Here is an 18,964-nt window from a genome sequence, read left to right as displayed (position 1 = left end):
TGCAGTGCTCCTACTAAACATGGATTATACCATGATTTTGCAAATGTCATTCGTGAATTCTACTGGATCTTGCAGCGGCAGGCCTTCGATCAAGAGTGCTTGATTGTACAACAGTGCTGTGTACAGGTTCAACTTCTCTTTATCTTTCTCAAACGCATCTTTCAAGGAAGCAAATACGTCGTGGTTGACGTTGATTTCAAGCACTTTCTCTGCTTTAACGTTCGGATTGTTCGGCATCGCGTTTAGGATTTTCTCCATCTCGATAGTGACATCACCCTCAGTGGATAGGCAAACTGGATGCTTCTTCAGGCGTTTCGACGCTTTGACGCTAGAAACCTTGCCTGCAAGCAAACCGTTCATGTATTCGAACAAGTCCTGATTTTCCTTTTTATCAGACTCAGATTCCGTTTGGTTGTCTTCAACATCAATACCCAAATCCCCGCTTGAAACGGAACGGAACTCTTTCTCCTTGTAAGTCATGATCATTTTGATTGCAAACTCATCAATATCATCCGTGAAATACAGAATCTCGTATCCTTTATCTGTCACAAGCTCCGTTTGTGGAAGTTTATCAATGCGTTCCATGGACTCACCAGAAGCGTAGTAGATATACTTCTGATCCTCTGGCATTCTTGATACATACTCATCCAACGTTACAAGCTTTTTCTCTTTTGTTGAAGAGAACATGAGAAGATCCTGCAAAAGCTCTTTATGCGTACCATAATCGCTGTATACGCCGAATTTAAGCTGTCTGCCGAAGGACTTGTAGAACTGCTCGTATTTCTCTCTCTCGTCCTTCAGGAGACTTTGCAACTGGCTTTTAATTTTGCTGGAAATGTTCTTGGCGATCAGCTTCAATTGGCGGTCATGCTGCAGCATTTCTCTGGAGATGTTCAGAGACAAGCTTTCGGAATCGACCATCCCTTTGACGAAGCTGAAATAGTCAGGCAGCAAATCTGCGCATTTGTTCATAATGAGAACGCCGTTCGCGTAGAGCTCCAAGCCTTTTTCGTACTCTTTGGAGTAGTAGTCGTAAGGCATGTTCTCAGGGATGAAGAGGATCGCTTGATACACCACCGCGCCATCAGCACTAACGTGAATATGCTTCAGCGGCTTATCGAAGCCGTAGTGCTTCTCGTGGTAGAACTTCTCATAATCCTCAGGTGTCAGCTCGCTCTTGTTCTTTCTCCAGATCGGCACCATGCTGTTCACGTGCTGCTCTTCTTGGTAGTCCTCGAACTCGCTTTCGCTGCCTTCTTTGAGACGTTTGCCCGTAATATCCATTTTGATTGGATAGCGGATGAAGTCGGAATATTTCTTGATAATCGCTTTGAGGCGGTATTGATCTAAATATTCATCATAGTTGTCATCTTCCGTGTTCGGCTTGATGGAAAGGACGATTTCCGTACCAACTGTGTCCTTGGATGCCGTATCGATCGTGTATCCGTCTGCGCCGTCGGACTCCCATTTGTAAGCAACATCGCTGCCAAGCGCTTTACTTGTCACTGTGATGTGATCAGCTACCATGAACGCAGAGTAGAAGCCTACACCGAACTGACCGATGATGTTGTGACCGTCTTTGCTTTCATTTTCTTTCTTAAAAGCAAGGGAGCCGCTCTTCGCGATAATCCCGAGATTATTTTCAAGCTCTTCCTTTGTCATCCCGATACCTGTATCGAGGATCGTCAGAGTGCGCTTTTCTTTGTCAGCTGTAATCTTAATGAAGTAGCTATCTTTGTCAAAAACGTGCGAGTCGTCAGTAAGCGCCTTGTAGTAAATTTTGTCAATGGCATCGCTAGAATTGGAGATAAGTTCTCTTAGAAAGATTTCACGCTGCGTGTAAATCGAGTTAATCATCATCTCCAAAAGACGCTTGGATTCGGCTTGAAACTGTTTCTTTTCCACGGATAAATCTCCTTTCGATATGTAAAAGAGTAGGCGTCTGCGCGCCGTTAGCACTCGCACCCTGTGAGTGCTATACACTAATTTTATATCATCCCTGAAAATTAAAGTCAATTGGTGGTTGTGGGGATTATACAGTAAATGATGATAGCTCCCTGACTGCAGTTATCATCTCTTGCGCACAATTTACAGTAAAGCGGAACATCACGACGCTATTTGACTCAAGTGCAGCGATTTCCCGCCGGCACGGAACGTAGTTCCGCTAATTAGATCAATATGACAAGAAAACCTCTAAAATCATGCGTTTAACGCACTCACGTTCCGCCTGCCTGCCAAAACCATCAAAATTCACAAAATAACGTACTCACGTTCCGTCAACGTGCTCATTTCCCAATTTTACTTCTCCGAAGCTTCGCGAATATCGCGCACCTCAAGAATCGGCTTCGCGAAGCCATGCTGCGCGACGTTGATCATCGCTCGTCCGACTTGCACAGAGTCGGTAATTGAGTTAGGGAACCATTTTTCCAGCAACGGATAAAGGGGTCTCATCAGCACATAGATGGCTTGGTACACCTTGGTCTTGGACTTGACGCCATTCTTTGGGATTATCCCGCCAGGGCGGAACATGTAGGCCGCTTTGAACGGCAGCTTGAGCAGGTCATTTTCGGTTTTCCCCTTCACTCTTGCCCACATGCTGCTGCCCTGCTCTGTGCTATCGGTGCTAGCCCCTGTAACGTAGATGAAGGTCATTCCTGGCTGAATATCAGCTAACGTTCTGGCGATGTTCATCGTGAGGTCGTATGTAATCGCCCGATATTCATCCTCACTCATGCCCACCGAGGACACGCCGAGACAGAAGAAGCAGGCATCCACGTTTACCAGTTCATTTTTCAACTCATGCAGCTTGGTGATATCCGCTAGGACATGTTCGCGCAGCTTCGCATGTGTTTGGTGGGAGGCGCTCCGAGCAATGGAAATAACTTGCTGGACTTGAGGGTCTAGTAAGCATTCCCGCAACACGCTTTGACCAACCATGCCCGTCGTTCCGAATAGTAATACGTTCATCCTATTCACTTCTTTCCTATGAACTAGTTGTGATGCAAGTATCATACTAAGTTTTGATGTATTCGTATAGTTTGGCGCAGCAAAAAGCCGTACCACCACCGACCTTTCGGTCCAGCGTAGAACGGCTCCACGCCTCTTCGTCTTACAGAGGCAAATCCCGCTTGCGGAAAAGCACAATCGCGGCTGCATAGGTCACGATGCCAATTGCGGCTAACATTAACCACGGGAAGCTTAAGCTGGCCTTTCCTTCAATGACACCGCTAGGATCATAGAGCGAGAAGTAACTCAGGTTACGCAGCCAATGGATGGAATCGCTGAGTTTTCCAAGGAAATCCAAGCTGAAAAATCCGAAGGTCAACACGGCTGAGATGCCTAAAGCTCGTTTCTCGTCGTTCGCCAGTGAGGAGACGAGGAAGGCGATGCCGCCGACGGCAAAGAACAGTAGGAACGCGGCGATGTTCATCTCCAAGTAAGCACCGCCATGAAAATCGCTCAAATCCCCGATAAACAGGGCATAACCCGCAAATCCACACAGAGTCGTCACGGTCATGATAAGCAATAAGCCCGTAACAAACACCGCTGCCTGTGTCAGCGCAACAGCGCCGCGTGTGGTCGGTACCGATAGTAAGTATGCCATCGCACCTTGATCGACAAGCTTGGCCATAAGCTGCGTTGTGAAGAGGATGCAGAAAATCGCGACGATCACGACAAGCAGCAGCCCATAAAACTCTCCAGAAATGAAAGCCTCCACCGTACCAAAGCCGCTGCCTAAGTTGAAGGCGCTTGTCAATCCTTCAGGTAACGACTTAATCATCTCATCAAGAGCGGCATTATTGCTCGCGAAGCTCGGAAATAACCAGAACATTAACAGGATATAGAAAGCTGATCCGAACGCATAGTTCATCATGACTTTGCTATGAATGCTCATCATATGCTTGTAGAGTGCGGTATTCATGCGATCGTCCCCTTCCGGTCATAGTAGTTCATGAAGATATCTTCCAGACTTTGGGTGAACACATCGAGATTACGGATTCCATATGGAGTGATAGCAGCTAAAAACTGCGCATACTCGCCCTGCACGGCAACACGCACGCGAAGACCTTCACGGGATTCAATGTGTATGCCAGACGAAGCCGCGAAGGCATCCGCATCCACCATACGTTCAAAAGTAACTTCGAACAGCTTGCGCTGCATGGACTGCAGCTCATGTATATCCTTCACGGTGATGATTCGACCGTCTTTAATGATGGCAGCTCGATCGCAAGTGCGCTCGATCTCTTGGAAGCTGTGAGAGGACATCAGGAACGTTGTGCCCCGCGCTTTCTCCTCCAGCACCAAGTTGATGAACACCTTCTGCATGAGCGGATCTAGTCCTGAAGTCGGTTCATCCAGAATGATGACTTCAGGTTGATGCATGAAGGCGGCGACGATGCCGACTTTTTGTTTCATGCCTTTGGACATTTTGCGAATGGGTGTCTTCACATCGAATTGAAAGCGGTCGATCAGCTCATCGCGCCGTTCGTTCCCCTTCATCCCTTGCAATTCCCCCATGAACGTGAGAAATGAAAGGCCTGTCATGCCTTCAATAAACGCGATTTCTCCAGGCAAATAGCCCAGATAACGCTGCACCGTGCCTTGTGCGCTCCAGGTGTCGAGTCCACCGACGTGGACAATCCCTTGGTCTGGTTTCATGAAGCCCATGATATGCCGAATCGTCGTGGATTTGCCAGCGCCGTTCGGTCCGAGAAATCCGAATACTTCGCCCTTTTGCACGGAGAATGAGACGTCGAAAATGCCTTTCCCGTTTGGAAAGGTTTTGGTTAACTGATGAACCGTTAACATGAACAGCCACCTCCATGGATGGAAAATCTGAGTGCGAAGTTATGAAATAATATTTATTATATATTTCAAAACTAATCTTACTCCTGCCCCGCGCATGCCGTCAATACTTATGAAATATATTTATGTTATAATTTCATTATTCCATGAATCAGGTGATAATAATGAACGGTTACGAGAAGCGAGCCCAGGAAAAAAAAGATAAAATCATGGCAGCAACGTTAGATTTCTTGACCACATCAGGCTCAGCATCGATGCGAATTGCCGATATTGCCAGCGCGGCAGGCGTGTCACAGGTGACGATCTATAATTATTTTGGCAGCAAGGAAACATTGGTGAGAGAAGTCTTCATCGCTTATGTGCGAAAGACGATTGATGAGTTTGCGGAATTTCTTCAGGGTGAGCATACGCTCAAGGAGAAAATTGAATATATTATTTTTCAGAAAAAGAAATCATCCCGCACATTCGGCCTTCAGGTGATTAAGAAAATGTGGCAGGAACAGGAGCAAGATGTGGAGCTAGCTGCTTTCATGAAGGATGAGTACATGACTAAAGGCATGCCGCTCGTGGTAAAGCTGATCGAAGATGGGAAGAAGTCTGGCGAGATTTCGGAAAAGCTGTCTACCTCCACGATCATGATGCATATGCAGATGTTGACGAATCAAACGGATATGATTTTTGCATACGCCGAGCAGCATGGGAATGTCGATAGCTTGATTGAGGAAATGGTGCATTTATTTTTCTATGGCATTAGCTCATAGGCGATGCAGCTTGCGATAAGAAGAGGGCGTCATTCTCATTCGTTTGGTGAAGACGCGGCTCAAATAGAACTCGTTCTCATAGCCGCAATGGCCAGCAATTTGTTGAAGCGTCCAGTCGCTGTCCAGCAGAAGATGCTGCACCTTTTGCAGGCGCAGCGCAGTTAAGTAATCGATCGGCAGCATGCCGGTCGATTTTTTAAATCTGCGAGTGAATTGCACCTGCGTTAGCCCTAAGGTTTGGGCAATTTCTTTCATGCTGCATGCGAGAGCTGCTTGTTCATGAATGATCGCCGTTGCTTGTTGAATCAGAGGATCTTTATGTGTGCCCGGTTGAGGTGTCCAAGGTGAGGCAGCATCTGGGCTTGCCGAATAGGCTTCGTCAATGACAGTCATCCACAGATCCGTCAACACATGTTGACGCAGAGAAGCCGCTAATGTGATATCATGCATGTACCATTTTTTCAAATGCGCGTAGTTGGAGGATAAACGGTTAAAATCAGATAGGGTTATTTTGCCTGAGAGATGGGTTTTATCTACTTGGATCGGTTGGTTCGTTTCATCTTCCCACTGCAGCAGAATGACATGAAAAGTGAGGGGGTGAATGACTTCTCTCTTGAAGTTCACGTGGGGTGGACACAGCACCATATCTCCGAAAGTCGCGCTTCCGATCTCCTCTTGAATCTCGTAGGTGAAGCTGCCATTTTCCACGGCAAACAGCACCCAGTAATCATTCGTATCTTCTGGCAGCTGAAAGGCGGCTTTCTCCTTCCAGTACATATGCGTAAGCAATTTTGGGCGTTGGGTGATCATGTCTTGAACTCGCATCATGCGCATAATCCTCTCTTTTCCTCTGCATGTACTTCAAATTCAGATACTTCTATTTTAAATCATAGGTGGGCAAGAATGTAGTGGCGAATTGAAATTTTGTATAAGAAGTTGTTAAAAGGGTGCATGGATGAAAGGGCTGTGCTTCTAATAAAATGAAGATAATCTTAGCTTCACTGGAGGTTATCTGATGAAAGCAGAATTAGTAAAAAAGGATATGACGATCGTCGGTGGCGGTCTTTCTGGGGTCTGTGCAGCAATTGCTGCGGCTAGACTGGGCCAGACCGTTGCACTTATTCAGAATCGACCTGTACTGGGCGGAAATTCCTCCAGTGAAGTTCGCGTGTGGGTATGCGGAGCAACGGCACATGGCATTAATCGTTTTGCACGAGAAACGGGAATTATGGGCGAGCTGTTTGTGGAGAATCAGTTTCAGAATCCAGACGGAAATCCGTATATGTGGGATCTCGTCGTCTTGGAAGCGGTTCGTGCCGAGCGCAATATTGCGTTGTATTTGAATACTGATGTGCATGAAGTCGAGGCTGATGGGGATGAAAATACGCGAGTGATCCGTTCTGTAACGGGCTGGATGATGGGCTCGGAGCGGCGAATTCGCTTTGAGAGTGAAGTTTTCTTGGATTGCACGGGAGATGGGCTGATCGGTTTTTTGGCTGGGGCCAAATACCGAATTGGACGTGAAGCAAAGTCGGAGTTCGGGGAGGACTGGGCGCCAGACGTTGCGGATGGCATTACGCTTGGGAGCACGATTTTATTTTATACAAAGGACGCGGGGCGTCCTGTGAACTATCATCCGCCGAGTTTCGCCAAGGACATTACGAAGACCTCGATTCCGATTAAGCGTGTGATCCGAAGCGGGGATTCGGGCTGTCATTATTGGTGGATTGAGTGGGGCGGCGAGTTGGACACGGTGCACGAGAACGAGCGAATCCGTGATGAGCTCTGGTCGGTGATTTATGGCATTTGGGATTATATCAAAAATTCCGGTCAATTCGAAGCGGAAACGATGACGCTGGAATGGGTTGGGGCTCTGCCTGGCAAGCGGGAGTATCGCCGTTTCGAGGGTGATTACATGCTGAATCAGAATGATGTGATGGCGCAGGAGCCGTTCGAGGACCGCGTCGCTTTCGGCGGCTGGTCGATAGATTTGCACCCGCCGCAGGGGATGTACGCGAGAGAGAGCGGGTCGAAGCATTTGCATGCGGACGGTATTTACCATATCCCATTCCGTTCGCTTTACTCCGTGAACGTTGCCAACTTGCTGATGGCAGGGCGCAATATTAGCGCCACACATGTCGCCTTCGGGACGACGAGGGTGATGGCGACTTGTGCTGTCATAGGGGAAGCAGCGGGAACGGGGGCTGCACTCTGTGTTCAGAAAGGAATCTCGCCGCGCGAGTTGGCTCAGAAGCACGGGAAGGAACTGCAGCAAGTACTGTTGCGTCAAGATGCTTCCTTGATTGGGGTACGCAACGAGGATGAGCAGGATCTCGCGAGAAGCGCTCAAGTGAGTGCGTCATCCACGTTACGGCAGCTTGCCGTTGAAGGTGCGGTGGAGTCGCGAAAGCTTGAGACGGACGTGGCTGTTTTGTTTCCTGTCGACCTGTGTGTGAACGGGTTCGAGTTGCTTGTGGATGTAAGGAAGTCGACCATCCTGCAGGTTGAGCTGTGGGAAACGGGCAGGGCCGAGAACTATGTGCCGAAGCAGTTGGTTTGTAGGGAAGCTGTTCAAGTAGATGCGGGTGAACGGCAATGGGTGCATGTTCCGCTCAGCTGGCGGCCAGACGTTGCGCAGAATGCGTTCGTGATTGTCAAAGCGAATGAACACGCGGTGGTGTATCATTCGGATCGGCAGCATACGGGGGCGATTGCTTTTGTGCGAGGCGAGAAGCCAGTCGTCGATCCGAAGCTGGAGAACCATCAGCCGGACCAGCCTGTGGTGCAGTGGAGCATGAAGAACGGCGTGGATCGCAAGCCGATCTGCTTCCGGCTGTCATCGGAGACGGAGGCTTATGCGGCTGCTAAGGTGACAGACGGATACCTGCGCCCCTACGGCGGTCCGCACCAATGGATGTCGGAGCCGATGATCGCGGGACGTGAAGAGTGGGTCGAGCTTCGCTGGCAGGAGGCGCAGCAGCTGCGGCAGATACAAGTCACATTCAATGATAATGTGCACGAGGATTTAATCAATTTGCACGCATTTCGATCGAGCGACGAAGTAAGGCCAGAGTTGGTCAAAGAATATCGGTTGGAAGCTTGGATCGAGGGAGCGTGGCAGGTGTTGCGGCGGGAAACGAACAATCGTCGACGCACGAGAAGGTTGGAGCTGGAGGAGGCGGTTACCACCGATCGTTTACGGATCGTGGTGGAAGCGACGAACGGGAGCGCTTGTGCGGAGGTGGTGGAGGTGCGTGCGTACGGTTAAGGGAGTGAATACCCCCCAAAGGGACGTTATTGCACCCAAATCCGTTAAATTGTTGAGAAATCTACAATTATGAATTAACATACAGGATGTAGTTCATCCAAGTGATAGGAAATCTTAGGAGTTGACTGTTGCATCATGATCAAGAAAGAAATCGCGCATATACGCAAGCAATTTAAAATGGATACCGAAATGCTTCATATTTTTGATATTTTCAATGTGTATATCATGAAAGAAAACAACGAGATCTACCATTACGAGCGCCACCCGTTCGCCCTATTGGACAGGGAGAAGCAGGAGCTCTATATGGCCAATTTCAAAAAACTGCTGACCGGCGAATTGGATCAGAAAATGTTCGAGTTAAAGTTTCAAGAGGAAGCGGAGCAGCCAACGCAGGTGCTTCTCCATCAAGGTTTGGTGACCGGTAATGCAGAAGAATGGCAAGATCTGATGCTCCTGTTGGTGGAGAAAATGTTGGTGGATACGAAATACGAACAGGATATGGTGGTCACTTTTGTCCGCGGACAATATTCGAAGCCGACCAAGAGCAGGAACGAAGATGCCATGGAGAGCGAAAAGAATGAGATGTTCGCGAATCTATTCATTTTGTGCAGCATAAATTCCACGGAAAAACAGCGAAAAACGCTCATGTTTGATTATGTCGAGAGGGAATATAAATATAATTTCATCGCAGATCCGATCGTCAAATTGAACACGCCAGAGCAAGGTTTCTTTTACCCTAGCGTGACGGACAACTATTCCGATATGAATCGCATTCTGTATTGCGCGGGGAAAGCGCACGAACCGAATCCGCATTTCATTGATAAAGTCTTAAATGCCGAGCAGACCGTGACCGCGTTAGAAGAGAGAGCTATGTTCGAGGACATCGTGAAGGAAGTTGCTGGCGAACATCTCGATGCCGCTACGATCGCTCAAGTGTACGAGGAAATTCATCGGGTCATCGAGTCCAACGAGGAGGAAGAGCCTCCAAAGCTGGATTATAGAGATGTAGAACGTATGCTATCGGTAAGTGGCGTGGAGGACGTGACGCTGGAAAAGGTGGAACGCGCGTTCCAAAATGTTGTCGACGACAAAAATTATGAACTCAAAGCGAGCAGCGTCATTCCGAAGTTTACATCAAAATCGATTAAGATTGATACGAAGGTAGCCACGATTACGGTCAGTCCGCAAGATTTAAAATATGTGAGACAGGTAAATTATCAAGGAAAACGCTGTATCATGATCGAGGTCGACGAAGACGTCGTGATCGAAGGCTTTACGCTCAATACGGAAACGTTGTAGAATCAAATTTAAAACGGAAACAACAAACGGAGCGCAGCTAGTTTGCTGACTCCGTTTTCTCTTTCAGACTACCCCTTCAACCCCGAACTCGCAATCCCTTCAACAAACCATTTCTGACAGACGATCACAACGATTAGCAGCGGAACTAGCGCTGAAACGGAGGCGGCCATCGTCAGCACGTAGTTCGTTCCGAACTCCTCCACATAGCTGGTTAATCCCAGCGGAATGGTGTACAAGGCTTTCTCGCGCAGCATGATCAGCGGATTCTCGTAATCGTTCCAATGCCAAGTGAAGGACAGAATGAGCAGAGTCACCAACGCTGGCTTCGTCAGCGGCAAACAGATTTGCCAGAAAGTCCGCCAGTACCCAGCGCCATCAACACGCCCTGCTTCCAGCAATTCATTCGGTAAGGAGATGAAAAACTGCCGCATCAGGAACGTCCCGAAAACCGTGAACAAACCTGGCAAAATAAGCGATGCATGCGTATTAATCAGCTGCAGCTGATCGAACAGAATGAAACGTGGGACAAGCAGCACCTGCCCTGGAATCATCATCGTAGACAAATAGAGCAGGAAGAGGAAGTTACGGCCTTTGAAGCGTATTTTGGCAAAAGCGAAGCCAGCCATGGCACTTGTGAAAAGGTTGCCGACAACCGTAATCACGGTGATTTTGACCGAGTTCCAATAAAATAAATAGAATGGGTCCGTACCTGACCAGACTTTCTTATAGTTCTCAAAATGCCATGTCGACGGGATCCACTCGATTGGATATTTGAACACCTCGCCGTTGATTTTGAAGGAGGTGGAAATCATCCAGATGAAAGGCAAAATCATAAGGACAGAAATGCCAGCCAAAAGAATCGTAAGGATGAGTTTGAACCACAGCCGTGTTCTTTCTTTTCGAATGAGAGAAGTTTTACTAGCAGATTGCACGGGTACGCTTGTTTCCATGGGGGAGTCGCTCCTTTACGATTAGAAGTGTTGCTGCCAACGTTTCTGGCTTTGCCATTGAATGATCGTGACCACGAAAATAATCGCGAATAGCACCCAAGACACGGTAGCGGCATAGCCCATTTTGTAGAAACGGAAAGCAAGCAGATAGATGTGGTAGGAGAGAACCATCGTGGAATCCACAGGTCCGCCTTGCGTCATAATATTGACAGGTCCGAACACTTGGAAGGAACCGATAATGAGCGTAATGGCAACGAGAAACGTCGTTGGTGTGAGCATGGGTACTGTAATTTGAAAAAACTGACGTAAAGTCGAAGCCCCGTCGATATCCGAAGCCTCGTATAAATCTTTGGAAATGCCTTGCAAGCCTGCTAAGTAAATGACCATCGAGTAGCCGATCGTTACCCATACTTGCATGATGATGATCGCGAAGAGGGCAGAATCTGGACTGGATAGCCAACCAGGCGGATGGGCGATGCCAACTGATTTTAGAAAATGATTAATCGGTCCGTCGGAAGCTCGGTACATAATGCTCCAGATCACCGAAACGGCAACCAAGGAAGAGACATAAGGGAGAAAAATGAGCGTACGCAGCGTCTGCTTAAAAAACACATATTTGTTGAGAATGACGGCAAATAGCAAGCCGATGACGATGGAAGCGGGAACGCTGACGAGGGTGAACAACAAATTGTTTTGCAGCGCTTTAACGAATTTGGGGTCGCTGCCTAAGGCTTTGAAATTATCGAGCCCGACCCATGTTATGCCTGCAAACCCTTTCAAATACTCCCAATCGACGAATACGAGATAGAGGCTAAATAAGATGGGCAGCAAGATGAAGATGAGATACCCAGAGAAGTTAGGCAAAATGAATAGGTAACCTGCAAGGTTTTCCCTGAATTTCGCTGGACGCCAGAATGGCTTCATGTGGTAAGCACCCTTTCACAGTCATGTGTTGATCTAACTTTACCAACATCCGAACCGCAGTAACATAGCGTGAACGTGATTCTTTCTGGCGTTTGATTGAAAAAACCTCCAGCCTTGAGTGGCTAGAGGTCTTCATGGACAGAAAGGGAAATGCCTTACTTTTTAGCGCCTTTGATCGAAGCGTCAGCGCGTGTTTTCATCGTTTCCAGCGCCTTATCGATCGGTTGAACACCTAGGAGATATTTTTCCATCTCATCTTTGAAAATAGCTTTCAACTCCGTTGGAACTGGCACATTGTAGGATGTTGGGAACGTGTAGCTGCCAGCGAGCAGCGCCTTCAAGGAATCTTCGTCGATCAAATCTTTGGCATCGCCGATCAGGATGGAAGCAATTTTGGAGGCGTCGGCTTTTTTATTCGTCGGAATCCGTCCGCCAGGCACCATGGACATATTGCCTTCTTGCAAATACCAAGACATGAATTTCATAGCTGCTTCTTTGTTCTTGCTGTTTTTGTTAATCGACATGTAGTCGCCCATACCGCCGCCAGGGTTGACGTTGCCGCCAGCCGTGAATTGCGGATACGGCGCGAAGGATACTTTGAAATCATGCGGGAAGCTCTTCGTATCTTTGATGTAACGAATAATATAAATTTGGGAGGCGGCCATCGCAGCTTTGCCTGTCAGCAGTTCATTTTGTACCGTAATTTTACCTGCAACGGCTTCCGAATATTTCATCATCACGCCTTTGCTCTCCAAGCTTTGCTGAAGCTCCAAGCCTTTCTTCGCTGCTGGGCTGTTGAAATTGGACGTGCCGTCAGCGGTAATAAACCAGTCTTGCGGCTTCGACGTTTGCAGCACCAAATCACCGAACCAAGCAAGCGCAGGATCTAACATCGTGCCTTTGCGATCGCCTTTGTTCAATTTCGTCGCCATCGCGCTGAAGTCATCCCACGTCCAAGCGGTTGGCAGCTTCTCGCCAGCTTCGTCTAATGCTTTTTTGTTGAAAAGAACAGCACCTAAATTCTTGTTGGCAGGCAAATAATAATATTTGCCGTCTGCGAATTTCTTAATGTTGGAGGCGCCGATGATGCCTTCGACATCAAAGCCGACTTTGGCGATCAAATCGTCCAGTGGCTCCGCCATGCCTGCGGCTTGTCGTTTGGTAATTTTATCATCACCATAGTTCATAAAGATATCAGGCGCATCTGTATTCGAGAGCAAAGCTGTTTCCAGCTTCAAGTTGCCTGGATCGTCGTTTACATAGCGCGTATATTCGACTTTGATGTTCGGATTCGCTTTATTCCAATTATCGACGGCTTCTTGCGGACCGCTTTCTGGCGGTACCCCGCCCCAAAATTTAAGTGTAACTGGTTTCTGTGCTTCAGGTGTTGGTGTAGCGGCTGCTGCGGTTGCAGCAGGAGCGATCGATGCAGAAGGTGTAACTTCAGCTGTCTTGGAACATCCAGTTACGAATACGCTTACAGCCAATGCGAGCGATGCGCTCATTCCTAATACTTTCTTCATGTGTTCATCCCCTTTTCTTTTGGTAGCTAAATCGTAATGCAAATGTTCCCAAAAAGACACGGAGTATTCTTTACGAAGTAAGCATTATTCTATGATGTTCGCTGACCGAAGATTAGCTTGCGGAACTCGGTAGGATACATGCCCTCCATTTGCTTGAAAATGCGGCTGAAATGGTTCGGATCGGCATACCCGATGAGCTCGGAGATTTCGAATATTTTATAATCGGGATTTTTGAGCAGCTCCCGCGCATTTTTCATCCGAACATTCGTCATATAATCGGTGATCGTTTTGCCTGTTTCTTTTTTGAAAAGAATGCTTAAATAATTCTCGGTATAGCCAACCGTACTCGCCAAGTCAGCCACTTTCAGAGGTAAATTGTATTCGGCCATAATTTGACGGATCACCGCTTGAATTTCGGGGCGAAGTTTCTCTTTGCCATGCTGGCGCTTGTAAGCGAAATAGACGGGTAGCCAACCACGAAACCATTGCGAGATATCTTGCAAAGTTTCGGCGTTTCGAATGACATGGTACGGATACTGCTGTTCATGCAGCGTGACCGAGTAGATGTCTCCGCCATCCGCTTTCAAGCAGCGGGCGAACATGTGCAGGAGACTCAACCATTGTTCACGCAGCATGGCCGGAGGAATCGTTTTCTGTGCACTATGCGCATCCGCCCAAGCGAGTACACGCTCTAGTAAGCCCGTTTCATTGCCTTCTTCGATGTACTTGCTCCATTCCTCTTCCTCCCAAGGTTCGGACAAGGTAGGCGGGGTGAGGCTGAGCTGCTCGTAATGGATGATGCATCCGCCGCCGTAGTAGAAGCGATAGCTTAGCGCATGATCGGCCTTCTCAAAGGCAGGATGCAAGGACAGGGGATCCTCCCAGGGCGGGGAGACGCCGATGGCGAGTGATATTTTTAGAAAAGCTTGAGCCGCATTCTGCATTTCCTGCAACATATTCACGTTTAGCTGACCCGTAAGCACGCAAAACTTCCCCGCTGCCACCTCAATAAGCTCGCCATTCCCGTATTTCTTGAGAATTTCATTCAGAACATTTTGCACGGTGTAGGTCAGAAGTCGATCGCTTTGAAAGCGGTTATGCTGCATTAGGGCTTCATAATCTTCGATTTGGATAACGGCTGCTGATAGCGGTGGGAGAAATGGCTCCAGCTGAAATTCCCGCCATACTTGCTCGATTTCTCCTCGGGAAACGTGACCTAGGAGCATCTCGCGAAGCCGTTTTTCCTTCACTTCCTTGCTGTATTGATTCACTTTCTGTTCCAGCTGCGTGCGCGCGTTCTGCCCTTGCTTTTCAATGTCTAGCTGCTCTTGAATGGCTTCCAGCTTCTCTTTGAGCTCAGACGGATTAATCTCCAGCTTCGTTACATATTCGATAGCCCCTAGGCGAAGCGCTTGCTGAACATAATTGAAGTCGTGATGGTTGGATAAAATGAGACATTTGATCGCAGGCCACCGTTCACGGATTTGCTTCAACAATTCTAGCCCGTCCATCTCGGGCATCCGAATATCGGTCAGAACGACATCGCACGCTTGATTCTCTAATATGTGCAAAGCTTCCACGCCATTCGCGGCTTCGCCGATTACTTGGAAAGCTTCATTGCCTCTTGGGATGATTGTCTTCAAGCCAATACGCACTAGAATTTCATCATCCACGATCAGAATTCTCATTGTCGGTTGGCCTCCTTTTCAAGGGCAGGATGAGTTGTAAATGAACGCCTTCCCCTTGTATGCTCGAAATTTGCATGCCATATTGCATGCCGTAATGCAGCTTAATACGTTCATTCACATTGCGAATGCCGATGCCGCTGAATTTGGCGTGGGGTTGATTCAGCGACGCTTCGACCTTTTGGATCATGTCGGGGCTCATCCCGACGCCATTATCTTTCATACTAATATGGAGCTGCCCGTTCACTTCTTCCGCTTGAATATCGATTAGAAGCGGGAATCTATTGCCATGAATGATGCTGTTCTCGACAGCCGGCTGCAGCGTGAATTTCAAAATTTCACAGTCGAGCAGCTCGGCAGGAATTTGGGAAGTGAACGTAATTTGATCATGATAACGAATCTCCTGAAGGGACAGGTACACTTGCAAATAGTCCAGCTCTTCCTGCAACGTGACGAATTCCTGTTCATTTCGCATCGTGAAATTGAGTAGTTTCCCTAATTTCGTAATCATTTCGCTAATGTGTTCAGCCCCCGAAAGCAGAGCCATCCATTTAATCGAGTTCAAGGTATTGAGCAGAAAATGCGGATTAATTTGCGCTTGCAGTGCTTGGAACTGAGCTTTCTGTTTCCGGCGCTGTTCATCGTAGAGATCAGAGATGAGATCTTGAAGATGAAGCACCATCTTGTTGAAGTAGCTGCCTAACATGGCGATTTCGTCTTCGCCTTTGATTTTGACCAAGGTATTAAACTCACCTTTCCCGACCTTCGTCATGGACTTGGCGAGTTGTTTGAAAGGACTTGTCACGCGCAGCATCAGCAAGATGAAAGCTACGGTGAAAAGTAAGAACCAGGCGATGACCCAAGAAATGGATTTATCTTTCTCGCGGCTTAGCTGTGTGGCAAAGTTTTTTTGATTCATGAATTGTACGAGCTTCCAGCCCAACTGGGGCACATTCGCATCGTTTACGAGGTAGACATGGTCATTGATTTTAACCTCTTTGATGCCATTGCTGTTGGTTCGAATTTGCTGTAGAGCATGGCTGGTCAATAGTTGGACGGCGGAGTCATCGCCAATGAGTAACTGCTCGTTCTGATCGATGAGAAAGGAAATAATGCCGGATTCCTGCTGCTTGCGCAGCTCATTGTTTGGATAGAAGAAGACAGGCGTCGGCACACCAATAAGAAAAACGCCATAATTACTCGTATAGTCACCGTTAATTTGCCGTGTCATGACGATGAGATCTTGCTGGCTGTTCTGCATGCGTAGCGTGTAAGGCACCGTCCAGTACGGTGAACCGTTCCGCTCAATGGTCCGTGTGTACCAGCTCTCTTGCTGGAAAGCTTGCACCTTCGTCGGTGTAACAGCAGACCAGGTCGTATGCGTAAAGCCGCGATTATCATATAAGCCGAGTTGTGTCGTATTGTCGAGGAGAAGATCCTTGACGTTGGACAGTTTCTTCTGTAAGGAAGTGAGTTTAATAAAGGAGCTATAATTAGTGGACCAGTCCGCAGGCTCTTTCAAAAATTTCTCGGTCTCTGGATCATTAATAATGAGACTCGAAGCCGTAATCATGCGAACCGCCATGTCATTCATGGCATTGGCTTTCTGGGTAACCGCCGTTTGATTGGATTGATTGAGCTGCATTTGCACGATATTTTCAGAAGATTTATAGAACCGATAAAGGATGATCACGACGGGGAGAATGATCAGCAGAAATAACGAAATTAATATTTTCCCGCGTAGTGTCTTAATAGGGCTGCGAAGTTTCTTCATCTAGGTCACCATTACCTATGTTTTCGGATGCGTTCACTTCTATCATACAACGGGGATAAGTATCGTGCTAGAGAGATCGAGGCGAGACGTGGGATTGTCAAGAATATGCCGAATAAAACAAAGAATTTGCATGGTGGAGGGGAGGTGTGCATGAGGATGCCGAATTTGGTTGTTGTCGGAGGTGGAGAAGGAACGTGGATGCGATATTTGAGGTCAAATGATCGTATGCCCCTCCTCATATCAAAGGGGCTGCCCTTTTCGGACAACCCCTCTTTGTCGCATCTAGCCTTCGTATGCTCGCTTAAGCCCAGCGATATCAATCTTCTGCATGCCTAGCATGGCATTCATGACACGCGCTGCTTTGGCGGGATCTTGATCTCCAAGCAGCTGACCAAGTGCTGTCGGGATAATTTGCCACGATAGGCCGAATTTATCCTGCACCCAACCGCAGCGCTGCGGTTCGCCACCCTCACACAACTTCGCCCACAGTGTATCGACTTCTTCCTGTGTTTCACAATTGACGAACAAGGAAATGGCAGGGGTAAATTTGAATTGCGGTCCCCCATTCAGAACCATGAATCGTTGATCGCCTACAAGAAAGGTGCCCGAGATTAATTGTCCTGTGCGAGAGCGGTTTTGGCTTTCGATTCTCGCATCGGCAAAAACGGTGATATAGAAGTTCATGGCCTCTTCGGCGTTGCCGTCGAACCACAGGAATGGACTGATTTTTTGCATGAGCGGAGCCTCTTTTCTAAGAATTGGACATGATCGGAGTAATTGAGGTAGAGGGATAAGGAGGTGTTAGCCACCTCCTCAACCATCCTGCCAACTTATCTATGCTCGACTAAATCAATCGCACCTAGCACGACATGAGCGAGACCGAAGCCAAGCACACCAACACCAAGAAGCTTATACTTACTTTTCAGCATGGTAGCTCCAGAAGCAGATACGACAGTTCCAAGAACGGCAGGAATTAGACCTTCGCGCATGAATCATCTCTCCTCTTATGGTTTTGTTTGGCAAGACAGTTTAGTTTGGATTTGAATCCCGTAACCTATACCATTCGCGTTGCTATTTTGTTGATTGAAAAAGCTTAAATCCTCGAAGCCGACCTGCTCCGCAATGGTTAAGTTTTTAACGTGCCCGCGACTTACACCAACAGAGACGGATCACTTCGTCTGCTTCAACATGCTATCAACCGGTTTACTCAGCAAATTAAAAATAAACTGAGGCGCGACGCGACTCATGAGTTTCAAAAAATTGCTTTGACCAGGACGAATTTCGAATCGATCCTGCTGCATACCCTTGATGGCCTGCCCGACCAAGTCGGCGACCTTCATGGCCGCAACACCTTTCATATCGTCTGGATCGAACGAATCGACCAAGGAAGTTGCTGTTAGTGGAGGCGCTAGCTCGAACACTTTGATATTCGTCTGTTTGAGTTGAACACGCAGCGATTGTGTAAAAGAATGGAGCCCCGCTTTTGTCGCGCAATACACTGGAGTAATCGGCAATGGAACAAACGCAAGACCAGAAGAGACGTTCATAATCGCGGCAGCGGGCTGTTTCTTTAAATGCGGCAGAAATTGTTTGACCATGCGGATCGGTCCATTGAAATTAGTTTGTACTTCGCGCGTGATATCCTCGAGATCGGTCTCGCTGTCATGGATATTGATTTTCCGCATAATGCCAGCATTATTGATGAGCACATTCAACTGCGGGAATTGCTTGACTACAGTATCGAAAAGGGTAGAAATAGCCTGAGGGTCACTGGCGTCGCTCTGGAAGGTATGAAGCGCTGGAAGCTTTTGCTTCGCTTGATCCAATCTAGCTTGATCTCTCCCCGTAATAATGACTTGGTTCCCAAGCGCAAGCAACTGCTTAGCAAGCTCGAAACCGATGCCAGACGTTCCGCCTGTAATCAATACTGTATTTGAATCCAATTTCATAGTGTGATTCCTCTCCCTTTTCGCA

At 47.8% G+C, this 18,964-nt stretch carries 16 protein-coding genes; 3 read left to right on the top strand and 13 right to left on the bottom strand.

Translation table 11 applies throughout. The annotated features are described in order from the left end of the window. Positions 1 to 24: 24 nt before the first annotated feature. From htpG to MJB10_RS19450, 4 genes are all read right to left on the bottom strand, one after another. Complete coding sequence (gene htpG, locus MJB10_RS19465; protein WP_314797400.1) at positions 25 to 1,905, bottom strand: molecular chaperone HtpG; 1,881 nt, start codon at positions 1,903 to 1,905, stop codon at positions 25 to 27. 393 nt (positions 1,906 to 2,298) lie between these two features. Beyond that, positions 2,299 to 2,967 (bottom strand): NAD-dependent epimerase/dehydratase family protein, encoded by a 669-nt coding sequence (locus tag MJB10_RS19460; protein ID WP_314797399.1) that lies wholly within the window; start codon positions 2,965 to 2,967, stop codon positions 2,299 to 2,301. Positions 2,968 to 3,109: 142 nt separating this feature from the next. After that, positions 3,110 to 3,922, bottom strand: a complete 813-nt coding sequence (locus tag MJB10_RS19455; RefSeq protein ID WP_314797397.1) for an ABC transporter permease subunit — start codon at positions 3,920 to 3,922, stop codon at positions 3,110 to 3,112. Continuing rightward, positions 3,919 to 4,809, bottom strand: coding sequence for an ABC transporter ATP-binding protein (locus MJB10_RS19450; RefSeq protein ID WP_314797396.1), 891 nt, complete (start codon positions 4,807 to 4,809; stop codon positions 3,919 to 3,921). Before MJB10_RS19450 ends, MJB10_RS19455 begins: the two co-directional genes overlap by 4 nt. Positions 4,810 to 5,015: 206 nt before the next feature. On the opposite strand from MJB10_RS19450, the gene MJB10_RS19445 reads away from it, so the two are divergent. Beyond that, a complete protein-coding gene (locus tag MJB10_RS19445) occupies positions 5,016 to 5,567 on the top strand; it encodes a TetR/AcrR family transcriptional regulator (protein ID WP_314797394.1) in 552 nt (183 codons plus the stop codon). Here the strand turns inward: MJB10_RS19445 and MJB10_RS19440 are convergent. Further along, positions 5,562 to 6,395, bottom strand: a complete 834-nt coding sequence (locus MJB10_RS19440) for an AraC family transcriptional regulator (RefSeq protein WP_314797392.1) — start codon at positions 6,393 to 6,395, stop codon at positions 5,562 to 5,564. The genes MJB10_RS19445 and MJB10_RS19440 overlap by 6 nt on opposite strands. A gap of 187 nt (positions 6,396 to 6,582) precedes the next feature. On the opposite strand from MJB10_RS19440, the gene MJB10_RS19435 reads away from it, so the two are divergent. Together MJB10_RS19435 and MJB10_RS19430 are read left to right on the top strand one after the other, a co-directional pair. Then, on the top strand, positions 6,583 to 8,835 hold the full coding sequence (locus MJB10_RS19435; protein WP_314797389.1) for an FAD-dependent oxidoreductase: 2,253 nt from the start codon (positions 6,583 to 6,585) through the stop codon (positions 8,833 to 8,835). A 135-nt stretch (positions 8,836 to 8,970) separates the two neighbouring features. Next, positions 8,971 to 10,134 carry a DUF4317 domain-containing protein gene (locus tag MJB10_RS19430; protein WP_314797387.1) on the top strand — a complete coding sequence of 388 codons (1,164 nt, stop codon included), beginning with the start codon at positions 8,971 to 8,973 and terminating at the stop codon, positions 10,132 to 10,134. 68 nt (positions 10,135 to 10,202) lie between these two features. On the opposite strand, the gene MJB10_RS19425 is transcribed toward MJB10_RS19430, so the two are convergent. The 8 genes from MJB10_RS19425 to MJB10_RS19390 form a co-directional block, all read right to left on the bottom strand. Next, positions 10,203 to 11,084 carry a carbohydrate ABC transporter permease gene (locus tag MJB10_RS19425; RefSeq protein WP_314797385.1) on the bottom strand — a complete coding sequence of 294 codons (882 nt, stop codon included), beginning with the start codon at positions 11,082 to 11,084 and terminating at the stop codon, positions 10,203 to 10,205. Between the two features lie 21 nt (positions 11,085 to 11,105). Further along, positions 11,106 to 12,008: a carbohydrate ABC transporter permease gene (locus MJB10_RS19420; protein ID WP_314797383.1), complete on the bottom strand. Its 903-nt coding sequence runs from the start codon at positions 12,006 to 12,008 to the stop codon at positions 11,106 to 11,108. 155 nt (positions 12,009 to 12,163) lie between these two features. Next, positions 12,164 to 13,531, bottom strand: a complete 1,368-nt coding sequence (locus MJB10_RS19415; RefSeq protein WP_314797381.1) for an ABC transporter substrate-binding protein — start codon at positions 13,529 to 13,531, stop codon at positions 12,164 to 12,166. Between the two features lie 89 nt (positions 13,532 to 13,620). Beyond that, positions 13,621 to 15,219 (bottom strand): response regulator, encoded by a 1,599-nt coding sequence (locus tag MJB10_RS19410; protein WP_314797380.1) that lies wholly within the window; start codon positions 15,217 to 15,219, stop codon positions 13,621 to 13,623. Next, the gene (locus MJB10_RS19405; RefSeq protein ID WP_314797378.1) at positions 15,197 to 16,990 is read right to left on the bottom strand and encodes a sensor histidine kinase; all 1,794 of its coding nucleotides are present in this window, start codon (positions 16,988 to 16,990) and stop codon (positions 15,197 to 15,199) included. Before MJB10_RS19405 ends, MJB10_RS19410 begins: the two co-directional genes overlap by 23 nt. Positions 16,991 to 17,272: 282 nt before the next feature. Beyond that, positions 17,273 to 17,725 carry a VOC family protein gene (locus tag MJB10_RS19400; protein ID WP_314797376.1) on the bottom strand — a complete coding sequence of 151 codons (453 nt, stop codon included), beginning with the start codon at positions 17,723 to 17,725 and terminating at the stop codon, positions 17,273 to 17,275. A 95-nt stretch (positions 17,726 to 17,820) separates the two neighbouring features. After that, positions 17,821 to 17,979: an asparagine synthase gene (locus tag MJB10_RS19395; protein WP_314797375.1), complete on the bottom strand. Its 159-nt coding sequence runs from the start codon at positions 17,977 to 17,979 to the stop codon at positions 17,821 to 17,823. Positions 17,980 to 18,159: 180 nt separating this feature from the next. Beyond that, positions 18,160 to 18,939 carry an SDR family oxidoreductase gene (locus tag MJB10_RS19390; RefSeq protein WP_314797374.1) on the bottom strand — a complete coding sequence of 260 codons (780 nt, stop codon included), beginning with the start codon at positions 18,937 to 18,939 and terminating at the stop codon, positions 18,160 to 18,162. Between the last annotated feature and the right edge of the window lie 25 nt (positions 18,940 to 18,964).

It is taken from the genome of Paenibacillus sp. MBLB1832 (assembly GCF_032271945.1).
In the GTDB taxonomy this organism is placed as follows: domain Bacteria; phylum Bacillota; class Bacilli; order Paenibacillales; family NBRC-103111; genus Paenibacillus_E; species Paenibacillus_E roseopurpureus.
The sequence above is the reverse complement of the archived record's forward strand: the minus strand, read 5'-3'. Positions and strand labels throughout refer to the sequence as shown.

Bases quoted from the DNA above. Each gene is read 5' to 3' on its own strand.
- MJB10_RS19400 (WP_314797376.1), bottom strand. From the start codon at position 17,725: ATGCAAAAAATCAGTCCATTCCTGTGGTTCGACGGCAACGCCGAAGAG.
- MJB10_RS19450 (WP_314797396.1), bottom strand. From the start codon at position 4,809: ATGTTAACGGTTCATCAGTTAACCAAAACCTTTCCAAACGGGAAAGGC.
- MJB10_RS19430 (WP_314797387.1), top strand. From the start codon at position 8,971: ATGATCAAGAAAGAAATCGCGCATATACGCAAGCAATTTAAAATGGAT.
- MJB10_RS19415 (WP_314797381.1), bottom strand. From the start codon at position 13,531: ATGAAGAAAGTATTAGGAATGAGCGCATCGCTCGCATTGGCTGTAAGC.
- MJB10_RS19390 (WP_314797374.1), bottom strand. From the start codon at position 18,939: ATGAAATTGGATTCAAATACAGTATTGATTACAGGCGGAACGTCTGGC.
- MJB10_RS19440 (WP_314797392.1), bottom strand. From the start codon at position 6,395: ATGATGCGAGTTCAAGACATGATCACCCAACGCCCAAAATTGCTTACG.
- MJB10_RS19405 (WP_314797378.1), bottom strand. From the start codon at position 16,990: ATGAAGAAACTTCGCAGCCCTATTAAGACACTACGCGGGAAAATATTA.
- MJB10_RS19420 (WP_314797383.1), bottom strand. From the start codon at position 12,008: ATGAAGCCATTCTGGCGTCCAGCGAAATTCAGGGAAAACCTTGCAGGT.
- MJB10_RS19425 (WP_314797385.1), bottom strand. From the start codon at position 11,084: ATGGAAACAAGCGTACCCGTGCAATCTGCTAGTAAAACTTCTCTCATT.
- MJB10_RS19395 (WP_314797375.1), bottom strand. From the start codon at position 17,979: ATGCGCGAAGGTCTAATTCCTGCCGTTCTTGGAACTGTCGTATCTGCT.
- MJB10_RS19435 (WP_314797389.1), top strand. From the start codon at position 6,583: ATGAAAGCAGAATTAGTAAAAAAGGATATGACGATCGTCGGTGGCGGT.
- MJB10_RS19445 (WP_314797394.1), top strand. From the start codon at position 5,016: ATGGCAGCAACGTTAGATTTCTTGACCACATCAGGCTCAGCATCGATG.
- MJB10_RS19455 (WP_314797397.1), bottom strand. From the start codon at position 3,922: ATGAATACCGCACTCTACAAGCATATGATGAGCATTCATAGCAAAGTC.
- MJB10_RS19410 (WP_314797380.1), bottom strand. From the start codon at position 15,219: ATGAGAATTCTGATCGTGGATGATGAAATTCTAGTGCGTATTGGCTTG.
- MJB10_RS19460 (WP_314797399.1), bottom strand. From the start codon at position 2,967: ATGAACGTATTACTATTCGGAACGACGGGCATGGTTGGTCAAAGCGTG.